The organism is Natrinema pallidum, from assembly GCF_005890195.1.
Classification (GTDB): Archaea; Halobacteriota; Halobacteria; order Halobacteriales; family Natrialbaceae; genus Natrinema; species Natrinema pallidum.
In genome coordinates this window covers 2834508-2856150 of the sequence record NZ_CP040637.1, presented here as the reverse complement: position 1 = coordinate 2856150, position 21643 = coordinate 2834508, and the positions used below count along the sequence as shown (strand labels likewise).

Sequence of the window (21643 nt, the reverse complement as noted above, 5' to 3'; positions counted from 1 at the left end):
GGGTGGTCAGGGCGACCGCACGTATTCGTCGGCGATCCGCTCCTGAAACTCCTCGTCTGCGTACGCCTCGAGTAGCGGCGAGATCGGAGTGTACGCCGGTTGGCCGACCCCGTTATACACCTCCTCGACGATCCGTTCGCGCGGAAGCAACATGTTACAGCCCCGGCGGACGGCAGCGCTGGAAAACGGCTCGCGGTAGAGCGGGTAGATCAGCATATCGAACCCGCCGCCGACGTGGCGATCGACGCCGTAGGCGTCGTCGGCGGTCAGGTCCGCAAGACTCGCCGACGGGACGCCGTAGCTGACGTCGATATTCCCGGCCTCGAGTGCGCCCTGGCGTGACGCCGGTTCGGTGATCACCTCGAGACGAACGGTTTCGACCGGTGCCGTCGCCGGAACCGTCTCCGAGCCCTCGAACCAGTACTCGTCGAACCGTTCCAGTCGACAGTCGTTGCCCGCCTGGTAGTCGACGAACCGATACGGGCCGGTTCCGATCGGGGTCGACTCGAGGTCGAGATCACCGTCGATCGCCGCCATCGGGACGATCGGAACGTCGAACAGTCGCCGCTCGAACGGGCCGTACTCCCGTCGGCAGTCGATGTCGATCGTGTAGTCGTCGACGATCTCGCTGTCACCGTACCAATCGAAGACGTCGGCCTCACGCGGTTCGCCCTCGTAGCGTTCGAACGAGCACTTGACGTGGGCGGCGGTGAGTTCCTCGCCGTTGTGAAACTGGACGCCCTCCCGGAGGGAAAACCGATACCGCGTGGTGTCGAGTCGCTTCCATTCGTCGGCCAAAACAGGCTGCACCGTCCCGTCGAAGTCGATACCGGTAAGCCCCTCGTACACGAGTTGCGTCGCCTGGCTCGAGGCGGTGTCGTTCATCGACGCGGGATCGGTCGTCGAGATATCGCTTCCGAGGTCGCCGACGAGTTCCGCGCTCCCCTCGAGTTTGGTGAAGGTGTCGGCCCAGGGGGCGTACACCGCGTTGTACGCTCCCGTCTCGAGCGGATACGCCTGCCAACCGCTGACGGCGTCGGCATCCCAGACGTGTGTCACCTCGCCGAATCGAACGAACGATACCGGAGCGTCGGCGACCAGCCGCTCCTGTAACTGCCGGTAGATCTCGACCCGTTCGTCGAAGACCGTTTCCTCGAGTCCGGTCTCAATGTACTCGTCGACGGTCTCGTCGGCGTACTGATTGACGTTGAGTCCGTTGGGCGGGTGGCTGTCCGAGTGAAACAGCATGTTGACGTAGTCGTCGGGGTCCCAGCCGCCGGTCCAACTGACGATGAAGAGGGCGTTTTTGTTCTCGTCGGCCGCCGTGGTCAACAGATCGAGATGCGTCGTCCACTTGTATTCCTCGATCGATATCTCGAAGAAGCCGGTGTCCTCGAGTTCGGACTTGAGGAGCGTCGCAAAGCGGCTTCGCTCGGTACCCTCTGTGACGACGATCGTCGTTTCGAACGGCGGGTCGGTATCGGTCGCCGCGAACCCCTGTTGAATCAACTCCTCGGCCGGCCCGTCAGCTTCGACGCTGTTACTACGGATACAGCCGGCGAACCCGGAGACCCCCACCAGACCCACGCTCGTCAAGAGCGAACGCCGCCGGATCGGTCGCCGCTCGCGCGACCCGACGCTATTTCCTGGCATCGGTATGTAATTCAAATCGTAGCGACATATTCCTTGTGATATGTGTACACGGACAAGTGCAGCGACCGGGAATATTGCTCGAAAACCGGCGAGTAACCGACGCTATTTACTGATCGCCTTCTTCGTCGATGATGACGACTTCGCCGTCGACGACATCGACGTTGATCAGCGTCTTGACGTTGTAGTCGGTGTCGGCGACTTCGTTCTCCCCGCCGACCTTTTTGATGACCGCGACGGTGTCGACGACTTCCGCACCGATCTCGTCGAGTGCGGTGAGCACCGAGGCGAGCGTGCCGCCCGTCGAGAGGACATCGTCGAGGACGAGCACGCGCTCGCCCTCGCGAACGTCGTTGATGTACATCTCGTTCTCCGAGTAGCCCGTTTTCTGGGAGATCGCGACCTCGTCGTCGAGTCCGTACTGGCGCTTCCGGATGACCGTCAGCGGAATGTCGGTCATCAGCGAGACGGCGGTCGAAATGTGAATCCCCATCGCTGCAGGGGTGACGATCCGGTCGACCTCGTCGAGTTCCGCCTTCCGGATGATCCGAATGACGATCTCCCGCAGGAGGGTGGGATCGAGTTTCGGAACGCCGTCGCTGATCGGATGGACGAAGTAGTGATAGCCGTTCTTCTCGATGATCGGCGCCTCCAGGAGCGACTGCTTCAACTGATCCATGTCGTGGGTGGGACGGTAGCGGAGTAAAAGTTGACGATACGAGCGAGCGGCCCGACAGATGCGAACGTCTCACATCCAGCGCGCCGGTCCAGCCGACCGTTCGGTCGGTCGGAACACCCATATCGTCGCCTCGAGCGCGTTAGCCGGCCCTTCCGGCACACCGATCGCTACTCGTCGGTACTGTAGCTGAGTTCCGGTGGCTGGTCACCGTGACCAAGGCGCATGTTCCGCTCGTGGTAAATGTGTGCGACCGCGGTCAGCGTGAACGTCCCCGCGATCATGGCCGTCCACGCCAGGTTCGACAGTCGGACCAGCGGATAAATCTCGAGCCAGAGCGCGGCGACGAGCGCGCAACTGATCGCACCCAAGGAGAGGTACAGTTCCCGCCACGCGAACTCCCGACCGGGAACGATCTCGAGGTAGACGCTGATATCGCGCGTGCGCTGGGTCGCCTCGATGACGCCCTGGTCGGAGTCGAACCGGAGGATGCCGGACCCGTCCATCTTCGGGAGGTGCGTCTGCTGAAGCGTGGTGTAGACCCGTTTTCGCTGTTCGGGCGTAACCGCCTCTAACGTCGTCTCGTACTCCCAGGCGGCGACCTGCTGGGCCAGATCGCCGAGTTCGACCGGTCGGTCGTCCTGCTTGAGATACTGCAGGACGTAGCGCCGCCGCTGGTTCCGCAGGACTTCGAATATTTCACCTTTCGAGAGCGGGTCGTCGGTCACGGCGTCCTCGGCAGCGTCGTCGGCCCCCCCATCACCGGTATCGGTCTCGTCAGTTCGCTGTCGCTGTACCACCTCGATCACCTCGAAGCGCCGGCTGACGCCGGTGATCCCTTCCCTTCCAACTCCGATCGTCTATCCATTATGCCGGTCGGATGAACCCCACCCATATAATTGTCCTGACGGACTCGAGTTACAATTAACTATCTGTCACGTTCGGCGACAGTATCGCCGCGATCGAGTCGGCGATTTCGCCACCCAGTCCGGCTTTCGTCCCCTCGTACCGAGCCGCATCGCTCGCGTGGACCAGCAGGGCATTGGTCCGCTCGGCACCCATCACGCTCGCGTCGTTCGCGACGACGAACGCGAGGTCGACCCGCTCGAGCGTGGTCCTGGCCTGTTCGATCATCGCGTCCTCGTCGCCGGTGGTCTCGGTCTTGAAACCGACGATCGGGAGGTCGGGATGGGCCGAGCGGAGTTCGTCGATCAGCTTCGGCGTCGGCTCGAGGTCGAGCGTAAGGTCCTGGCCCGAACGGATCTTCTCCGCGCTCGTGTCGACGGTGTAGTCGCCGATCGCCGCGGCGGAGACGAGCGCGTCGGCGTCGTCGCAGGCCTCGCGCGTGGCTGCGAGCATGTCCCGAGCGCTCTCGACCGTGCGGACATCGGCGTAGGGAACCTCGGGACCGTCGTGGACGAGCGTCACGTCCGCCCCGCGGACGTAGCAGGCCGTCGCGACGGCCCGGCCCATCTTCCCCGACGAGCGGTTCGTGATAACCCGAACGGGGTCGATCGACTCGCTGGTCGCCCCGCTCGTGACCACGACGTGTGCGCCCTCGAGCGGCCGATCGCCCGCCGCGCGGGCCGTATCGCGGACGATCGCTTCTTCGCTGGCGATCTTGGCCTTCCCCTCCTCGATGCGGGGATCGACGAAGCCGATGCCCCACTCGGAGACGGTGTCGATGGCCTCGAGCACGCCGGGGTGGTCGTACATCGGTTCGTGCATGGCGGGCGCGATCACGATCGGCGTGTCGGCACCCAGCGCGGTCGTCGCGCACGTGGTGACGGGTGTGTCGTCGACGGCACCGGCGATCTTTCCGACGGTGTTGGCCGTCGCGGGCGCGATCAGGAGCACGTCCGCCCAGCCGTCGTATCCGCAGAGGTCGACGTGTTCGACGCCGCCCGTGATCTCCGTGACGACCGCGTTCTCGGTCGCGAACTCGACGGCCCAGGGGTGGACGATCCCCTGTGCGCTGTCGGTCATCACCCCGCGGACCGCGGCACCCTGCCGTCGCAGTTCGTGGGCCAGTTCGACTGTCTTGACGGCGGCGATCGAACCGGTCACCCCGAGCGCGACGTTGACTCCCTCGAGCATTCACCTCGCAGTTCACGCGTGGCCGGTTTATCAGTACCGCCATCGGCGACCGAGCGTCAGTCGCGTCGCGGGCGCGCCGCTGCCGTCGATCCCGTCTCCGTGTCGTCGGACCCGGATGCCGCCGCGGGCTCCGACGGGGTCGCGACGCGGTCGTCGCGAGAGAGTGCCTCGAGCGAGACGACGAGACCGGCACCGACGAGGACGGGTGCACCGGACACAGCGAAGGCGACGAAGTAACCGGCGGTAGCGGCCCACCCGCCCAGGACCCCGCCGAGTCCGCCGCCGACCGCGCCCAGTGCGACGTAGGCGCCGAGTATCTCGCCACGGGCGCCGGCCGGCGCGAGTCGAGTGACGATCGCCGTCCCGACGACGGCGATCCCCGCCCACGTGACCCCGAGCAGCGCCAGCACGAGGCCGGCAGCGCCAAACGCGAGCGAGGCACCCAGTCCCGTGACGGCGACGAGCGACGGGAACAGCGCTCCTCTGGCAGCGAGCGCGCCCGACTGGAGACGGCGAACGTCGTACCGGGCCGCGAGCTGCCCGGCGGTTTCGTAACAGACCGCGGAGCCGAGGCTCGAGGTCAGATAGAGCGCGAAGACCCGACTCGAGTCGAAGCCAGCGTCGGTCAGGAACAGCGGAAGGGGTGCCCAGAAGGCCGCGGAGCCGGTAAAGAAGAAGAGGCCGGCGACGAAGTACGTCGCCAGCGCCGGATCGAATCGGTCGGCGAGCCGTCGCGGGTCGATGCCACGCGTCATCCAGTAGAGCCGGTTCGGCGAGAGGGCGAAAGTCGCGCCTCTGATACCGCGGCCCGAGTCCGCGAGGAGCCGTCCGATCCGCCGGGCGGCGCGCTCGTCGGTGACGTGTGCCGACGGCGCGGGCCGGGGAAGCGTTCGCGCCGCGAGGACAGCGGCCGCGCCGGCACAGGCCGCGAGCACCCAGAACAGCGTCCGCGTCACCGTGCCGGCCGCGAGCAGCCGGCCGCCGACGAACGGCCAGACCGTCCCGAGGACGAGCCCGCCCGCCCAGCCGTACCCCTGGTACTTGTTCACTAGGCCGATCCGCTCGCTCCACGCGGACTCCGGCGCGTCGTCGACGACGAGCATCGTCAGGACGGGCCCGACGGACGAGACGAACAGCCAGAGAACCGCGTTCGCGACGATGACGGCCGTAATCGACGTCAGGAAGGGAATCGCGGTGAGCGACGCGGCGACGCCGATCAGGGTTCCGAGCACCAGCGGTCGACGACTGTCAACTCGATTCGCGACTCGCCCGAATACGATCGCACCGGGTGCGCCGACGACGGCCGCCGTCGCCGCCAGGACTCCGAGCTGTACCGGCGTTGCACCGAGCAAGACGAGGTAGAGCGGGACTAACAGCGATGCACCACCGAAGGCGATCGAGCCGAGTCCCCAGGCGGTGAGCCAGCGATCAGTGATTACCGTCACCTCGGACGCGAACTGATAAACCGTGGTGATATTCGGACCGAGCCATCGGACCCCGTGGCCGAAACGGCCGGCCGACCCGAACCGGCGACGGGATCACCGCCGGCATCAGAACACCGTTACGAGGCTGCCGAAGAGACCGAGCGTCACGAGGAACCGGCCGAGGCTTCCGACGAACGTCGCCAGCGCGAATTTTAGGTAATCCGTCTCGAGGACGGCGAAGGCGTAGATCGAGATCGTATCGGGGAAGAACGGAACCGAGAGGGCGATCGCGAGGCCCCCGTAGCCGTACCGTTGGGCCAGTTGGACGGTGCGGTTCTCCGACCACGCCAGCACGTCCCACCGGGACCGGCGGAGCCACCGCGTTATCGGTCCCGAGTGTTTGACCTCCTGTCCGAGGTGGAACGCGAACACGCTGCCGGCCATCTTTCCGGTCGCGCTGACGAGCATGATACTCGAGAGTCGCAGCCACGGGGGCAGGCCGATCTCGAGCGGCGCGAGGAGGACGACCTCGCTGGGGCCCGGCAGGACGAACGCGATCAGAAACGAGTAGACGAAGACGATTCCCATGCCGCCCCAACCGGTCGCGGATTCGACGATGGCCTCGCCGCTCCCGACGAGGAGTCCGTACAGCACGTCGAACACGAGAAGCGATGGGAGCGGAAGTATGCCGTTCATGGCTGATCAGTTGCTCGGGCGGTCAACGCCCGGTCGGTCGACCGATCGGCCGTTGGGTGCGGCGGGACATGGCCGAGAGGGACTGTGCGACCATCACGACCCCCACGTCCATCGCGCGTCGAGGACATACCGATACACGCCACTGAGCGCGATGGCCATCCCGTTGGCCAGCAGGTACGGCAGGTGGACCCATTCGACGAAGCCGAAGAGGACGCCGAGCTGGATCGGAATCGCCGTCCCGCGGACGACGTTCGTCTTGAGCAAGCCGACGAGATACTCGGTTGTTCCGGTGTTCTGTGACGCCTCGAAGGTCCATGCGTTGTTGAGCACGTACGACAGGACGATCGTGATCTCGATGGCGATCACCGCCCCGAGCAGATAATGGAGGCCGACGTTGTCGACGAACGCCCAGAGCAACCCCATCTGTACCCCCGCAGCCACGATGCCGACGATCACGAACCGCCGCAACTGGCGCGCGAACGGGCCGTCGACGAGACTGCGAAGGAATGATCGGATCATGCTAGCGGTAGCCGAGTGCCGACAACCGTGCCTCGAGGTCCTCGTCGACGTCCTCGTCGTCGGCCGTCGCCTCGTCGTCGGGGTCCCGGAGCGTGTTCGCATGCGCCGTCGCGACCGGCGCGAGCGATTCGATCACGTCCCGCTGTTCCGGCGTCGGCTCCGTCGCGAGGTTCGTTTGCTGTCGCGGATCGTCGGGCCGATAGTACAGTTCGGGCTCCCCGGTGGCGACGTTTTCGATGTAGGTCCAGTCTCGATTGCGGGCGCTGACGAGGAGGTCACCGTCCGCAAGCGAGCGCGGAATCGGTTGGGCCGTCACCGAGTCGTCCCGAACCGTGACCGAGACGACCGGGTCGTCGGCGGGCGACTCGTCCCCGACGACGCTGGGGACGAGCGTGTCGCCGGTCCACGACGCCGGGGCCTCGATGTCCAGCAGATCGGTCACCGTCGGGGAGATCGAATCGAGTCCGACCTGCCCCTCGACTCGGCCCCCCTCGGCACCGGGAACGTCGACGATGAGCGGGACCCGAATCAGTTCGTCGTACAGTTTCGGATAGTGGGCGAGATGGCCGTGTTCCTGGAACTCCTCGCCGTGATCCCCCGCCAGAACGACCGCGGTGTCGTCGGCGAGGTCGTTCGCCGAGAGCGTCTCGAGGAGCCGCCCGATGCTCGCGTCGATCTGTCGGACCGCCGCCTGATAGAGCGTTCGAAGGTCCGAGAGGGTGCGATCGTTGACGCCCAACCCCAGTCCGGTCCGGGTGTGTGCGAGCAGCATTCTGTGGGTCCCGACCCGGTCGTCCGAGACCTCGCGGATGTAGCGTGGAGCGGGGACGTATGGCGTGTGGGCGTCCATGTAGTGGACCCACAGGAAGAACGGCGACGACGTCTCCGCGACGAACTCGCTTGCGGCGTGCTCGATGTCGAACAGCCGGGACGTATCGAGGAACGGCCGATCGTCGGTCTCGCCCCGGAGCCACGAGCCCGCGCGGCGGATCGGCGAGGCGGCCAACTGAAGCCAGGCCTCGACGGTCGGATGCGTCGCGAGATAGCGGCTGTAGACGCTCGAGCCGACGTTCGCGACGAACGAGTCGAACTCGTCGAACCCGTCGTCGTACCCCCAGTGGGTCGTGAGAAACCCGTTTGCGGCGTTGAACCCGCCGGTCGCGACGCCGGCGTCCGAAACGGTCTCGGCGAGCGTCGGGGACTCCTCGACGCCGATTCGTCCGTTGTCGGCGAACACGGGCCGCGAGGAGAGAATCGACGGGAACGAAAAGGGCGTCCAGTTACCGGTCGCGAAGGCCCGGTCGAAGACGGTCCCGCGGTCGGCGAGGGAATCCATGACGGGCGTGTGGCGGTCGCTTTCGTACGGACCGATCGCGTCCGCCCGCAGCGAGTCGACCGTGACGAGCACGACGTTCGAAACCGATGTATCGGATGTCATTTCTCTCCAGCACTCCCGCCGAGCAATGTCAGTTCGACGTACTGATTCGGCCCCACTGAACGAGATCGACAGAACCGTCGCGAATCGGCCCCGTACCGACTCGTCCGAACTGGTGGAACACGAAGTTGTGGTCGAATCGGGTGGTAACCGGAATGAGAGTTTCGGTATCCACGAAATAGTAAAAACTTCTTGATAGCATTCGCTCTCGAGCCCTGATATATTTAATTCAATTATATATCGTAATCGATTTTTAACCACTCGTCGTTCGCCGCCGATCGCCGCCCGGTCCGATCAGTGCCCTTCGCCGGACGACACTCATTGGTTACCGAACCGATAGTCGCAACCGAAACGATTGACACACTGATCGCAACGCTGTCGTGCGATCAGGTGTGCGCTGACGGTCAGTTTCGACTACAGGTCTCTCAGCGCGTTCCCGGACTGGCCGCCAATAGTATAAGTGGCCGCTTCATCTCTCTCCGGGTATGCGTGTCGCAATTCTCGCACACGAGAAATTCCCTGACCGAGCCAAGACAGCACTCGGCGTCCTCCGGTACGCCGATCACGACGTCGTCGCCGTCCTCGATCGAGCGAACGACGACCGACGCGTCGCGGACCTCGTTCCCGACGTTCAGGACGCGCCGATCGTCTCCGGAATGGCCGACCTCGAGCCCGACGCTGTCGATGCCCTGCTGATCGGGATCGCGCCGATCGGCGGCGGCTTCGACGAGAGCTGGCGCGAGGACGTGCGGACGGCCCTCGAGAACGGCTGTGACGTGATTTCCGGATTGCACTACTTCCTCGCGGACGACGCGGAGTTCGCTCGGCTGGCGGCCGACAACGACTGCGAGATTCGCGACGTTCGGAACCCGCCGGCGGATCTCACGGTTGCCGACGGCGTCGCCGACCAGGTCGACGCCGAGGTGATCCTCACCGTCGGCACCGACTGTTCGGTCGGCAAGATGACGACGACGATGGAACTCGCCCGCGACGCCCGCGCGGCCGGACACGACGCCGCCGTCATCCCGACCGGCCAGACCGGGATCATGATCGAAGGCTGGGGCACGCCGATCGATCGCGTCATCAGCGACTTCGCCGCGGGCGCGGTCGAGGAGTTGATCCTCGAGAAGGGCGACGATCACGACTACCTGTTCGTCGAGGGCCAGGGCAGCATCATTCATCCAGCGTACTCGGCGGTCACGCTCGGCATCCTCCACGGGTCGATGGCCGACACGCTCGTCCTCTGTCACAACGCCGGACAGGACGCGATCCACGGCTACGAATCAGTCCCGCTGCCGTCGATGCAGACCTACATCGATCTCTACGAGAGCATCGCCGCGCCGGTCGCGGACAGTCGGGTCGTCGCCGGCGCGCTCAACACCGCCGGCCTCGAGAGCGACGAGCAAGCCCGCGAGGCCGTCGACGAGTACGCCGATGCGCTCGGTCGCCCCGCGACCGACGTGATCCGTTTCGGGACCGAGGAGTTGCTCGAGGTGCTGTGCTGAGATGAGCCTCGAGACCGCCGTCGAACGCCGCTCGCTCCCCCTGGAGTTCCCGTTCGGGATCGCCCGGGGAACGACGACCGAGACCGAGGTGCTCTTCGTCCGGATCGACGCCGACGACGGACCAACGGGCCTCGGCGCTGCCGCCCCGGCGACTCACTACGGCGAGACCGCAGACACCGTCGCGGCCGTCCTGCCCGACCTCCTCGCGGTCGTCGAGGACGTCGGCGACCCCCACCAACTCGAGCGGATCGAACGTCGCATGCGCGACACGGTCCGGCGGAATCCGGCCGCGCGGACCGCAGTGAGCATCGCCCTCCACGACCTCGTCGCGAAACGGCTCGAGGTTCCGCTGTACCGATACTGGGGACTCGATCCCGACGACGCCCCCGCAACGTCCTACACCATCGGGCTGGACGATCTCGAGACGATGCGCGAGAAGACAGAAACGGCCGTCGACCGAGGGTACGACACGCTGAAAGTCAAACTCGGCACCGACCGCGACCTCGAGATCGTCCGGACGATCCGGTCGGTCGCGCCCGACGTGCGACTGTTCGTCGACGCGAACGAGGCCTGGACGCCACGCGAAGCGGTCGCGAAGATCGACCGGCTCGCCGAGTTCGACCTCATGTTCGTCGAACAGCCGGTCCCGGCCGAGGACCCCGAGGGACTGCGGTTCGTCTTCGAGCGGTCGGCACTACCGATCGCCGCCGACGAGTCGTGTATCACGCTCGCGGACATTCCCCGGATCGCCGACCGCTGTGACATCGCGAACCTGAAACTGATGAAATGCGGCGGCCTGCGGGAGGCCAGACGGATGATCAGCGCCGCTCGCGCCCACGGCCTCGACGTAATGTGCGGCTGTATGACCGAATCCAACGCCTCGATCGCGGCGGCCTGTCACCTCGCGCCGCTGCTCGACTACGCCGACCTCGACGGCTCGCTGCTGCTGGCCGACGACCCCGCCGACGGCGTTCCGATGCCCGACGGCCGGATCGACCTCGGCGGCCTCGAGCGCCCGGGCACGGGTGCCGTCCTCGAGTCGGCAGGCGACTGACGCGCCGTTCCGCCACGCACGACCCCGCGACGAATGTCGGCTTCGGCGACTCTCAGTCCGAGCGGCAACGGGGTTTCTTACCGACGGTCGATGTGGTTCGTGCTGGGATGGACGACAGTAACGGCGAGCGAAACGTGTCCCGACGGGCGCTGCTCCGGGCATCGGCCGGGACGGTCGCGCTTTCGGGTATCGGCAGCGCGCACGCCACCGGGGGGACGGGGGACGCCACAGGCGCGTCACAGTTCGACGACGACTGTCCGGAGGCCACCCTCGAGCCCAGCATGACCGACTGCGAGGGGGCGACTATGGAGGGCTGTGCGGACGATCACCCGGCGACGACGGCCCTCCGGTCGGCGGTGACCGACGCCCTCGAGACGCGGTATCCCGACGTGGACGCGCTGCTCGACGCGGGGTACAAACCGTACTTCGACACGCTCGAGATGGGCGACGATAGCTGGTCACACTGGCTCAACCCGACATTCATCGGTGACGACGAACTTCTGGACCCCACCCGGCCGGAGTCGGTCCTCGTCGACAACCAGTCATGGCGGTCCCTCGGCGTCATGTTCATCGCGACGAACGAGGGGGAGCCGGTCGAACCGCCGGCGGTGTACGGCGCGGACGACGACGAGCAACGGTGTTCGCCGTGGCACGCCCACACCGGCCTTCCCGGCCGGTTCGCGTGGTGGTTCTATCGGCAGACCTACGAGCAGGCGTCCACGGACGGCCTCCTCGAGTTCCCCTGCCGAACGCCCTGTATGCTTCACGTCTGGCGGGTCGACCACCCTGAAAGCGTCTACGCGTACGACGCGCCGCCCGACGACTACCGCGACCTGCCGCCCGCGGACGACCCCGAGTTCGATACCGACGCGGTCCCCGGCGAAGACGACCTCGACTGGAACGCGCTGCCGGAGGCGGTCGTCCCCGATCGGCTGCCCGGCGATCGCTCCCCGACCGCCCCGCTCGGGCTCGAGTTCGGCCGCTAACGGCCGCGCCACGACCGCGGTTCGCGCGGCGCGCTGACAGCCGCGCGATGGGACGGTGTGGGCGGCGGCCGACACCACACGAAAGCGGCCGATCGCACCGAGCAGGCGCTGTCGATCCGCCGCAGAACCTCGCCACGGAAAACTACGCGCCGACGGTTCGACTGAGTCGACGCCTCGGACCCGACACGAGGCCCGCTTCCGGACCGACCGCCCGGCGACCGATGTCGGTTGGGTGGTGGTGGTGATTTCGAACGGCGGGACCGACCGGTCGGCTACCCGACGGGACTCGCGGCGAGCCCCGGGCTAATCCTCGCGGTGGACGAGCGCGGGCGGCACCGAACAGCCACAGGGACTGACCGACGCCGTCATCGGGCCGGAGACGGTGAGGAACGCGATCCGCCGACCACAGCGCGGACAGTCGGGCGGTGCCGACGACGCGGCGTCGTCACTCGCCGCCCCGTCGCTACCCATCGCACCCACCACTCGCACGCCATGACAGCAGCGAGGCTACTCGCGTCGGGCGATTCGGCTGTCGTGCGGGATGTTTATATCCCGGTAGAATGTACGCAATCATGCTTGCAATCCCCTCGCCGGGGTTTGGAAGCGAAGTCTCGGGTGGTTCCAGCACCCGGGACGTTTCGATACGTCCCCTGCTTCTGGAGACCCGCTTCCGTCCGAATCGTTGTCCTATACTAACTTATATCTACTGTTACTTCCGTGAAAGCGAGTCGTCTCCGCCGAGATCAGCACCCCACTTCAGCCCTCACTACACGGGCCGACTCCAGTACTACAACCAGTCATCCGGGAGTTCGTCCTGATGAGCCACGATCATCTCCAAGAACGGTCTGATGTCGTCGAAGTTCGGCCCCTTCGTTACCTCGTGGGTGTCCCGATCCCAGTCGATGAACCCGTAGTCCTCTAACAGCGGCAGATGCGTATGTTTCATCTCGGTGAGCAACCTTGCCTCCTCCATATCGGTCGTCTCAATATCGCCAGTGTAGAGTTTTGATTCATCCTCCGGGTTGTGAGATAACATGTGAATCAACAATCGACGCCGATGGACGTTCACAATTGATTGGAAAAATCTATCTACACTGGACATACACCCTTATGTCCCCTCACCCACTTAAATATCAAACATATTCACTTGGGCTGGTTCTTTTGATTAACTGGGTGACAGCAGCCATACGTAGCCGGGCGGCCGCATCGTCCCTGAATACATTTCGACCGGGGACACCGTCACACCCGCGCCACCGAAAAGCAGGATGTAGTTTCCCGAGTCCGCCCCGGATCGCGCACTCGAGCGAGCCGGGACCGTCGCGATTCGTCTGTCGGCCCGACGGGAGCGTACTGCCGCCGAACCAGCGACCGCGGGAGCGACCGGCGGCCGGCGGCGGAGCCGACTCAGCCCAGGTCCTGGTCGCGTTCTGACTCCCGGAGGATAAACGGCCCCATCGCGAGGGTCCGTTTGGCGACGGTCGCGATCCGAAGGATGAAGGCGATGAAGACGACGAACGGCGCGAGGCCGACGACGAACCCCACGCTGGTCAGCCAGACGAGATTGTCGATACCCAGCAACGTCCCGGGGAGCGCGGTGCCGTCGATGTACATCATCAAGCCCCCCATCACCGCCAGCGCGGGCACGGAAATATAGAGCAGCGCCCGCGAGAGATTGATCAGCTCCCACTGGAAATACAGCGTCTTGAAGTGTTCGCGAGCCGGACCGAAGAACGTCAACACCTCGATCACGTCGTCGATCTCGTCGTTGGCCTCGGCCGACAGTTCGTCGCCGTAGTCGGCGCGAATCTTCCGTGCGTCGTGAATCTTCCGCGAGTAGTTGAAGTTGAGCGCGTTCCAGATCACGTCGAACGAGCCGAACTGTGCGTTCTCGAGGTCGGCCTTGACTACCCGTGCGTTTTCGGTGACATCGTCCACGTAGTCGGCGACGGTCGCCTGAACCGCGTCGCCGTGATCGGCCGCCACCGTCGACTCGAACGCGTTCGCTTCCCGTTCGATACCGTCGACGAGTTCGTAGAGGAAGGCCGCGGGTTCGGGCGGGATGACCGCCTCGTCGTCGAGGACGGTCTCGGTATCGCCGCGAAACTCCATGGCGGCCTGCATGCGCTCTCGCTGGTCGCCGACCGCCCCGAGTTCCTGGGACAGCACCAGTTGATTGATCGTGACGACGATCGATGTCCCCGTGATGATCGCACCGATGAACGCCGAGAAAATCCAGAACGTACCGTTGTGCCGGGCGACGATGACGCGCAGGGGCGTCAACCCGAATCGACTGGCAATGACCAGCGCGGCGAAGACGGCCACCAACACGACCGCCGTAAACAGCCACCGCCCCATCCGGAGCAACACCCACAGCCGCAGACCGCCGACGCCGGTCCGTTGACTCAACACGCCGCTCGAGTCCGAATCGCTCATTGCGTGTGCAATACGGATGACAACGACGGATAAAATACCCACGCGGGAGTGCGGGCCGACCGAACGGCAGGGTCGCCGACCGGGAGCGGCTACCGATCCTCGCCGTAGGTCACGTCGAACGGCCCTTTGTCGGGGTCTTTTTGTGGGATCATCGGGCCGACCGACGCGGTGCGGCGCGTGACGGTCGCGGTCCGGAGGATGTAGGAGACGAGCAGCGCTAGCGGCAAGAGGGCAACGACGATCAACGCGCTCACGACGTAGGGGAGCGCGGCCGTACTGACGTTCGGGCCGGTGATGTCGGCGTAGAGGAGTCCGACGAGGATCGCCGACAGGATCGACGGCACCCCACAGTAGATCGTGAGCTGCGAGAACCGGGTGAGTTCCCGCTGTAGGTACGTCGTCTTGAACTGCTCCCGGGCCACGGCGAACAGTTTCAGGGAGTCGATCAGTTCGTCGAGCTGGTCCGTTGCAGCCGGCGACAGCGACTCGTCGTGGGTGTTACGCAGATGGGTCGCGACGTACAGCTGCCAGGCCTCGTCGTAGTTGATCGCCGCCGACACGGCCGCAAACGTCCCGAACGCCGACCGCTCGAGCGTCTCGTCGACCCGGTCGGCCCGCTCCTGGACGACGTTGGTGTACCTGACGACCGTCTCGCGAACGTCGTCGTCGTGATCGGCGACGATAGCCGCGAGTTCGACGGCGTCGTGCCGGATCGATTCGACGATCAGTTCGAGCACCCTCGTGGGCGCGGTCGGTGTCGCGGGAACGGCGGCCTCGTCCGCCACGGCTTCACGAAACGCCACGACGCTTTCGAATCGGTCGCGTGCTTTCCCCGCCGCACTGAACTCCTGGGAGAGGATGAGTTGGTTGACCGAGACGACCAGCGTCACGAGCGAGAACGTGCCCGCGATCATGCCGCTCGCGACGCGCGTGACGGGGCTCGGATTGACGAAGTTGACGACGCCGAGTTCGTAGAGGCCGACGAGCAGCGCGAGGATGACAACCAAAAGCAACGCCGTGACGGCCAACCGGTTGCCCCGGATCAGGAACCACTCGTGGAACCGCGTCAACGGCCCTGTCTGCCTCCCAACGTCGGCCCCGTAGGACTCGAGCGTCTCGTCGGTCTCGGCGGAACCCATGGCGGTACCGTCCACCGACCCAGCAATAAGGGCCTGCGTTGCATACACCGTTCCCAGCGGGACGCACCGGATCGACGCCGCCCTCACCGACCAACCGGCTCGAGCGACCCGTCGGCGGCGAACGGCCGTTTCAAGGCCCACACTGAAATGTATCGGCGGTGTCATTCGGGACATGAGTAGTGAGGGAACCGATGTCCGGCCACCCGTTCGCCGGCGATGACCCGATCGGACCCGACGGGCCGACGGCGGCTACTCGCATCGCTCGGGACCGGACTCGTGGCCACGGCCGCCGGCTGTCTCGGCGGCGACGGACTCGGCGGCCAGCCGACCTACGAAGAGGGACGCGTCACCGTCGGCAACGCCACCAGCAGGAACGCGACCCAGATGTCCACGGCGGCAGCGCTCGCACAGCAACAGCCGACCAACTCGGTGACGCCGCTCGATCCCCTCGAGCTACGGACCCACGAGTTCGCCGTGGAGGACGGCTATTTGGGCTCGACGATCCAGGGGACGGTCGCAAATACGGGAGCCGATCGAATCCAAGTCGTCGAAGTACGAACGCGCGTCTACGACGACGGCGGCACCCTCCTCGGGCGCTACTTCGCCAGCACCGGCGACCTCGACGGGGACTCGGCGTGGGCGTTTCAGGTCATCGTCCTCGAGTCGCCGTCGAACGTCGCCAGCTACGATATCACCGTTCTGGGAACCCCATCGTGATCGGTGCGAGCGTCGACCGTGGGACTGCGGCCGGCGTGAGCGGCGACCGGACCGATCCGGTCAACCGGCCGCCTCGTCGCGGAGTTCGTCCGCGACCCCGTCGTAGACGGTCTCGACGCTCACGGCGAGCGTGTACGCTGGCCGTCCCTTGCCGGTCGGTGACGTCTCGGCCGGATCGACCTCCTCGACGAAGTCCTCGTCCTCGAGTCGGTAGAGCGAGCGAATGACATCGGCTTCGGTGATCGTTCCGACGACCTCCGTGTCGACCGCGGGCAGTTGCTGCTGGCAGTGCCGGCGGAGGTCGTGGGTCTGGACCGGCGTCTCGTCCTCGTGGGTGAGTTCGGCGACACCGAGCAGGACGACCTGGGCGGTCAGCGGGATGGATTCGACCGGTGACTCGTCACTCATACCGGATACTTCATCATGAATGGTGGTAACCGTTTCTCCTCCATTCGATCGCTCACCGCCGATCGGTTCGCGTCCACCGCATCAGTACACGGGCCTCAGACCGCGATCGAAGTGACTTTCGTGTGATAGTAATTCGGCCGCCCCGAGTTAGTTCTCTTCGTCCTGGAGCTCCGCCAGTTCGGCTTCGACTTCGTCCTGCTCCCCGTTCTCGAGGTCGGTGAGTTCGTCCTCGTCGACCTCGGCCGCCGCGTCGGCCTCGGCATCCCCGCCGGACGCCGCCTCCGTGTCGGCCCCGACGTCGGACTTGAGCGTCTCGAGTTCGGCCTCGACGCCGCTGTCGGTCGATAGCTGCTCGAGTTCGCGATCGATGTTGTCCTTGTCCGAGAGCACGTCGTCGAACGCGCCGGACTCGTGGAGTTCGTCCATGGCGGCGGCGCGAGCCTCCATGTCCTCGGTCTGTTCCTCGGCGCGCTCAATGGCGCGGCCGACATCCTCGAACTCCTCGCCGGTCGCCGTCATCGCCTCCGAGACGGTTGAACTGGCCTTCGCCGCCTCGTGGCGGGCTTTCATCGTCTCCTTTTTCGTCCGGAACTCCTCGATCCGGCTCTGGAGTTCGTTCTTCTGTTCGATCAGCCGGTCTTGCTGGTTCTGGAGGTCCGAAATCTGGCGCTCGAGGTCCTCGATCTGGTTCATCTTCGTCTTCTTCTTCTCCAAGGCGCGTCGCGCCAGATCCTCGCGGTCCTGTTGGACGGCAGTTCGTGCCTGATCGTTGTGTTTCTCGACGTTCTCCTCGAGCCGGCGTTTCTGCATCTCGAGGCGTTTTTTCTGCGTCGTGAGATCGGCGATACCCCGCTTGACCTGCTGGAGTTGGTCGCGCATCTGCTCGTAGGAGTAGTCCAGCGTTTCGGTCGGATCCTCGGCCCGGTTGAGCACCGAGTTGAGCTTCGATCGGATAACGTAGGAGGCCCGAGAGAGGATGCCCATACTCGCTACGTATCGTTCCCCGGCCTTAAAAACATCACTTCGGCAACAGTCGGTCGCTTCGCGTCGCTCACAGGAGCATGACGACGTTCCCGGTTCCGCGTCGCTTCCGTTCGACGAGGGCCTTGCTCTCGAGGCTATCGAGGGTCCTACTTACGGTCGCCTTCGAGAGGTCGGTCTCGTCGACGATCTCCCGTTGCGGTCGGACGCCGTCGGCGTCGAGGACCGCCTCGTAGACGACGCGTTCCGTGGCCCCCAACTCGTCGGCGTGCTCCTCCCACTCCCGTCGCCGTGTCTCGAGGAGTTCGTCGCTTCCCCGGCCGTCCGAACTCCCGTCGGTCGCGACCCGCGGCCGATCCGGATCGGTCCTCGAGTCGGATCGGCCGTCCAGTAGCAGGGCCGTCCCGCTCGCGCCGAGGAGACACGCGGCCACGGCGACGATGCCAACTTCCCGATACGTGAAGTAGCTGCCGACCGTGGTCACGTCGGCACCGGGGCCGCTCGCAGCGACCACGAGCTGTGGCGGGTTCAGTAGCTGTCCGACGAGGGCGACCGTCGACGCGACGAGGACGGTCGCCGTGATGAGTCGCGTATCGCGGAGGGCTCGGGGGAACATGGATCAACGACGAGGTGTCTGCATCTAAGTATCATCGGTTTGTCGTCGCGCGGCCCGCCCGGGGACGGTGCGCGTTCGCTTCGGACGCGTCTCGAGGCGTCTCATTCCGCGACGACCTCCAACCGGAGCATGCGGTCGACGGACTCCGATTCGAGATCGATCACGGTCCGATACGCCGCGTTCGTGCCGACGGGCTCGACGATCACGAGCGCGAGATCGTCACGGATCGCCGACGCGTTCCGAGCGACCATGATCGCTCCGTTCGAGCCGTTCGACCGCGTCTCGAACACGGGGTCACCGACGCCGTCCGCTCGCGCTCGTCGATCCCGTTCGGGAGCGATCGCGGCCACCGTCGTCCGATCACGGGGGCGTTCGCCCACCCGAATCGGCAGTACGGTGAGAGTCGCTCCGCCGGTCGTTTCCAAGCGGTCGGCGATCGTCTCGTTCGAGAGGACGGTTCGCTTCGCGAGTCGCCGGTGGTGCTCGCTCAACGTCGGGGTGTCACGGGGCTCCGTCGTCACGGAAACCCCGCCGTTCCCGTCGGTGATCTCGATGCGCTCGAGGTCACGGACATCGGTCACGATCGTCGTCTCCGTCCCGTCGCCCCGCGCAAACGTCAGCGCTCCGTCGTCGACCGCGAACGTCCCGGCGGTATCGGTCGTCATCGCCGACGTGACGCCGGCGACGTTCGCGAACGCGGCGACGCTGAGTCCGAGGACGAGCAGGGACGAGACCAGGACGACTCGAGCCGGATCGACGGCGACCATCGTCCCGGAGACACGTGTACCGAACTATGAACACTCCGGTTCGAGACCGTTTGGAACGACTGAAACGGAGCTGAAACACGCGTGAAACGCGTTCGGAACGCGTTTCGCGGCCGTTTCCAACGGGGTTTGAAATGGGCTTTCTCCCAACGGACGACCGGAGCGATCCGGTGCCCCGGGCCGAGACGGACGTGCGGCCTCGATCGGGGCGCTCGGATCGTCGCCCAGAACGTGGTCCCTATGAAACGAGATTACAAGTACGCGATGTACGTGCTCGCACTCGCGACGACCGTGGCCCTCGCAGCGGGGGTCCTCGTCGTCACGGGTGAGCCGAGCACGGACGACACCCGACACGCACAGCTCGACGATACTGATGTCGAACTACTCGGCGACCAGGACGCGCTGACCGCCGCCGAACGCGAGCGACTCCCACACCTCGTCTGGGAGAACGAGAACGTGCGCAGCTACTTCGACGAGCCCGACGCTCTCACGTTCGAGGTCTCCGAACGCACGATCTACGACGAGGACGCCGGCGAGTTCGTCCCCGCCGACGACGCGGTTCGGGTCCAGGTCTCGCCCGCCGACGAGCGGCTCCCGTACGCGTTCGTGATGGTCGACCTGGACGCGGAAACGGTCACGCTCGAGACGGGGTTTCACTCGATCGACGACATCGACATCGCGTTCGCCGACGAGTCCCATCGACTGACCGACGACGAACGCACCCGGCTCGAGACGGTTCTCCTCGACGATCCCGATATCGAGTGGGATATCAAGACGCTGCTCGACGAACCGGACGCCCTCGACGCGTCCGTCGTCGATCGCGAGGGCGACCGCGTTACGGTCGCCCTCACCGGGTCCGACGGCGACTCGCCCGCGGTCCGCGCGACCGTCGATCTCGCGACCGAAACCGTCGACGACCGGCGCGTTTCCGGCGCAATCACGGTACACGAGAGCGACTCCATCTCCGGCACCGTCGATGCGAGCCCCGACCGGAACGGCACGTACGTCCTCCATCAAAACCAAAGCGAATCAATCTCGGTCGACAACGTGACAATGGCCGACGATTCGACGGGGACAGTCGCGGTCGAGGCCCAGCCGATAAACGGGACCGAAACGACCGTCGAACTCGACGGTGTGACCGCCTCCCTCCGCGGGTACCGCGATTCGCTCTCGGAACGCGACCTCGAGACGGTCGCCCGACGCGTCTGGGCGACCGACGAGGTCCGGACACACTTCGACGGGTTCGACGCGGTCGAGATGAGCGTCAGACGGGACCGGGAGTTCGACGCGGACACCGACACGTTCACACCCGCTGATACCGCGACCGTTCGCGTTACGCCGACCGACGGCCGACTGCCCCACGCGGTCGCAGTGGTCGATCTCGACGCGGAGACGGTTACGGTCACCCGTCGCCTCCCGGAGTTGGACGGCGTCGGTGTCACCGTGACCGACGGGACCGACTCGTTGTCCGCCGCCGATCGCGATCTGATCGCGGACCTCGTCGTCAGCGACGACGCGGCGAGTTACACCGTCCAAAACCAGTTCGACGATCCCGACGAACTGACCGCCACCGTCACGGACGCGACCGGTGACGGTCCGGCGACGGTGACCGTCGAGGTGGCCCCGCCGGCGGCCGAGACGACCTCGGTGAGTCTGACCGTCGATCTCGAGACCGAAACGATCACGCGCTCGTTCGTCGTGAGCCGGAACGTCACGATCAACGACGCTGACGACGGCTTCGAGATCAGCGTCGCCGAGTAGACCCGCGCTCACTGCTTTACCGCCCCATCCCACTGCCGTCGCGTCTCCGCTGACGCACCCGCCCTCCGTTTCGCTTCCGAGATCGGATCGCTGCCGGTTCGATCGGCCCGCCACAAGCGGACTTTCATTATCGGCCGTCGGCAACGTCCGCTATGACAGTGCTACTCCCCGGCGGACGCGACGTCCGCGGGACGCTCTCGGAACCGGACGGTGATCCGGCGGCCGTCGTCGTCGCCTGCCCGCCGCATCCCCAACACCGCGGCTCGAGAAGCGATCCGCGGCTCGTCGCCGTCAGCGACGCCTTGGTCGCGGCGGATATCGCCTGCCTGCGCTTCGATTACGGGTCGTGGGACGAGGGCCGCGGCGAACGGGCGGACGTTCGCAACGCCATCCGATGGGTTCGCGACGAGTACGACGGAGCCGACGGGCTCCCCGTCGGCGTTTTCGGCTACAGTTTCGGCGCGTCCGAGAGCCTGCTCGCGTCGGCAGCGACGCCGCCCGACGCCGTCGCCGCCCTCGCTCCGACGGCGCGACTCGAGGCCGATCTCGACGCCGCCGCGGCGCTCGCCGATCTCGAGGTCCCGGTGTACGTCCTCTACGGCGAGCGCGATACGACCGCCGACTGGGAACCGGTGGTCGAGCGCGCGCGAGAGCGTGGCGACGAGGTCACCGCGCTGGCGGGCGATCACTTCTTCCTCGGGAAACACGACGAGATCGCGGCGACGGTGCGCTCGTTCTTCAAGCGGACGCTGCTCGCGTCGACGTGAGCCGTCGGCCGCGAA

The 21643-nt window shown here is 65.8% G+C and carries 22 protein-coding genes; 6 read left to right on the top strand and 16 right to left on the bottom strand.

Annotation, left to right across the window (positions count from 1 at the left end; all coding sequences use genetic code 11):
• Positions 1-6: 6 nt before the first annotated feature.
• The 8 genes from FGF80_RS14145 to FGF80_RS14110 form a co-directional block, all read right to left on the bottom strand.
• The gene (locus tag FGF80_RS14145) at positions 7-1653 is read right to left on the bottom strand and encodes an ABC transporter substrate-binding protein (protein ID WP_238705299.1); all 1647 of its coding nucleotides are present in this window, start codon (positions 1651-1653) and stop codon (positions 7-9) included.
• 106 nt (positions 1654-1759) lie between these two features.
• Positions 1760-2329, bottom strand: a complete 570-nt coding sequence (hpt, locus tag FGF80_RS14140; RefSeq protein ID WP_006186263.1) for a hypoxanthine/guanine phosphoribosyltransferase — start codon at positions 2327-2329, stop codon at positions 1760-1762.
• Between the two features lie 167 nt (positions 2330-2496).
• Positions 2497-3135: a DUF7344 domain-containing protein gene (locus tag FGF80_RS14135; RefSeq protein WP_138654727.1), complete on the bottom strand. Its 639-nt coding sequence runs from the start codon at positions 3133-3135 to the stop codon at positions 2497-2499.
• A 115-nt stretch (positions 3136-3250) separates the two neighbouring features.
• Positions 3251-4423, bottom strand: a complete 1173-nt coding sequence (gene coaBC / locus FGF80_RS14130; protein ID WP_138654725.1) for a bifunctional phosphopantothenoylcysteine decarboxylase/phosphopantothenate--cysteine ligase CoaBC — start codon at positions 4421-4423, stop codon at positions 3251-3253.
• Positions 4424-4479: 56 nt separating this feature from the next.
• Entirely contained in the window at positions 4480-5859 is a 1380-nt protein-coding gene (locus FGF80_RS14125) for an MFS transporter (RefSeq protein ID WP_394348254.1), read from the bottom strand.
• Positions 5860-5973: 114 nt separating this feature from the next.
• Positions 5974-6543 carry a YqaA family protein gene (locus tag FGF80_RS14120; protein WP_006186259.1) on the bottom strand — a complete coding sequence of 190 codons (570 nt, stop codon included), beginning with the start codon at positions 6541-6543 and terminating at the stop codon, positions 5974-5976.
• 93 nt (positions 6544-6636) lie between these two features.
• Complete coding sequence (locus tag FGF80_RS14115; RefSeq protein ID WP_006186258.1) at positions 6637-7062, bottom strand: GtrA family protein; 426 nt, start codon at positions 7060-7062, stop codon at positions 6637-6639.
• A 1-nt stretch (position 7063) separates the two neighbouring features.
• Complete coding sequence (locus tag FGF80_RS14110; protein WP_138654721.1) at positions 7064-8500, bottom strand: sulfatase; 1437 nt, start codon at positions 8498-8500, stop codon at positions 7064-7066.
• Between the two features lie 482 nt (positions 8501-8982).
• Here FGF80_RS14110 and FGF80_RS14105 point away from each other — a divergent pair, with 482 nt between their 5' ends.
• From FGF80_RS14105 to FGF80_RS14095, 3 genes are all read left to right on the top strand, one after another.
• Positions 8983-10002, top strand: a complete 1020-nt coding sequence (locus tag FGF80_RS14105; RefSeq protein WP_006186255.1) for a DUF1611 domain-containing protein — start codon at positions 8983-8985, stop codon at positions 10000-10002.
• A 1-nt stretch (position 10003) separates the two neighbouring features.
• Positions 10004-11056 carry a dipeptide epimerase gene (locus FGF80_RS14100; protein ID WP_006186254.1) on the top strand — a complete coding sequence of 351 codons (1053 nt, stop codon included), beginning with the start codon at positions 10004-10006 and terminating at the stop codon, positions 11054-11056.
• Between the two features lie 107 nt (positions 11057-11163).
• Positions 11164-12042 carry a hypothetical protein gene (locus FGF80_RS14095; RefSeq protein ID WP_138654719.1) on the top strand — a complete coding sequence of 293 codons (879 nt, stop codon included), beginning with the start codon at positions 11164-11166 and terminating at the stop codon, positions 12040-12042.
• A 303-nt stretch (positions 12043-12345) separates the two neighbouring features.
• Here the strand turns inward: FGF80_RS14095 and FGF80_RS19280 are convergent, their stop codons facing one another.
• From FGF80_RS19280 to FGF80_RS14080, 4 genes are all read right to left on the bottom strand, one after another.
• Positions 12346-12513 carry a hypothetical protein gene (locus FGF80_RS19280; RefSeq protein WP_006186252.1) on the bottom strand — a complete coding sequence of 56 codons (168 nt, stop codon included), beginning with the start codon at positions 12511-12513 and terminating at the stop codon, positions 12346-12348.
• A 316-nt stretch (positions 12514-12829) separates the two neighbouring features.
• A complete protein-coding gene (locus FGF80_RS20005) occupies positions 12830-13144 on the bottom strand; it encodes a DUF7344 domain-containing protein (protein WP_449406435.1) in 315 nt (104 codons plus the stop codon).
• A 302-nt stretch (positions 13145-13446) separates the two neighbouring features.
• Positions 13447-14475 carry a hypothetical protein gene (locus tag FGF80_RS14085; RefSeq protein WP_006186250.1) on the bottom strand — a complete coding sequence of 343 codons (1029 nt, stop codon included), beginning with the start codon at positions 14473-14475 and terminating at the stop codon, positions 13447-13449.
• A gap of 89 nt (positions 14476-14564) precedes the next feature.
• On the bottom strand, positions 14565-15614 hold the full coding sequence (locus tag FGF80_RS14080) for a hypothetical protein (protein ID WP_138654717.1): 1050 nt from the start codon (positions 15612-15614) through the stop codon (positions 14565-14567).
• A gap of 216 nt (positions 15615-15830) precedes the next feature.
• On the opposite strand from FGF80_RS14080, the gene FGF80_RS14075 reads away from it, so the two are divergent.
• Positions 15831-16331, top strand: a complete 501-nt coding sequence (locus FGF80_RS14075) for an FxLYD domain-containing protein (protein ID WP_138654715.1) — start codon at positions 15831-15833, stop codon at positions 16329-16331.
• Positions 16332-16391: 60 nt separating this feature from the next.
• Here the strand turns inward: FGF80_RS14075 and FGF80_RS14070 are convergent, their stop codons facing one another.
• The 4 genes from FGF80_RS14070 to FGF80_RS14055 all read right to left on the bottom strand — a co-directional run bounded on the left by FGF80_RS14070 (position 16392) and on the right by FGF80_RS14055 (position 19103).
• Entirely contained in the window at positions 16392-16739 is a 348-nt protein-coding gene (locus FGF80_RS14070) for a CBS domain-containing protein (RefSeq protein WP_006186247.1), read from the bottom strand.
• Positions 16740-16886: 147 nt separating this feature from the next.
• A complete protein-coding gene (locus tag FGF80_RS14065; RefSeq protein ID WP_006186246.1) occupies positions 16887-17723 on the bottom strand; it encodes a PspA/IM30 family protein in 837 nt (278 codons plus the stop codon).
• Between the two features lie 67 nt (positions 17724-17790).
• A complete protein-coding gene (locus tag FGF80_RS14060) occupies positions 17791-18336 on the bottom strand; it encodes a helix-turn-helix transcriptional regulator (RefSeq protein ID WP_006186245.1) in 546 nt (181 codons plus the stop codon).
• A 101-nt stretch (positions 18337-18437) separates the two neighbouring features.
• Entirely contained in the window at positions 18438-19103 is a 666-nt protein-coding gene (locus tag FGF80_RS14055; RefSeq protein WP_138654713.1) for a hypothetical protein, read from the bottom strand.
• 237 nt (positions 19104-19340) lie between these two features.
• Here FGF80_RS14055 and FGF80_RS14050 point away from each other — a divergent pair, with 237 nt between their 5' ends.
• Both FGF80_RS14050 and FGF80_RS14045 read left to right on the top strand, forming a co-directional pair.
• On the top strand, positions 19341-20861 hold the full coding sequence (locus tag FGF80_RS14050) for a hypothetical protein (RefSeq protein ID WP_138654711.1): 1521 nt from the start codon (positions 19341-19343) through the stop codon (positions 20859-20861).
• A gap of 152 nt (positions 20862-21013) precedes the next feature.
• Positions 21014-21628, top strand: coding sequence for an alpha/beta hydrolase (locus FGF80_RS14045; RefSeq protein WP_138654709.1), 615 nt, complete (start codon positions 21014-21016; stop codon positions 21626-21628).
• The last annotated feature ends 15 nt before the right edge of the window (positions 21629-21643 follow it).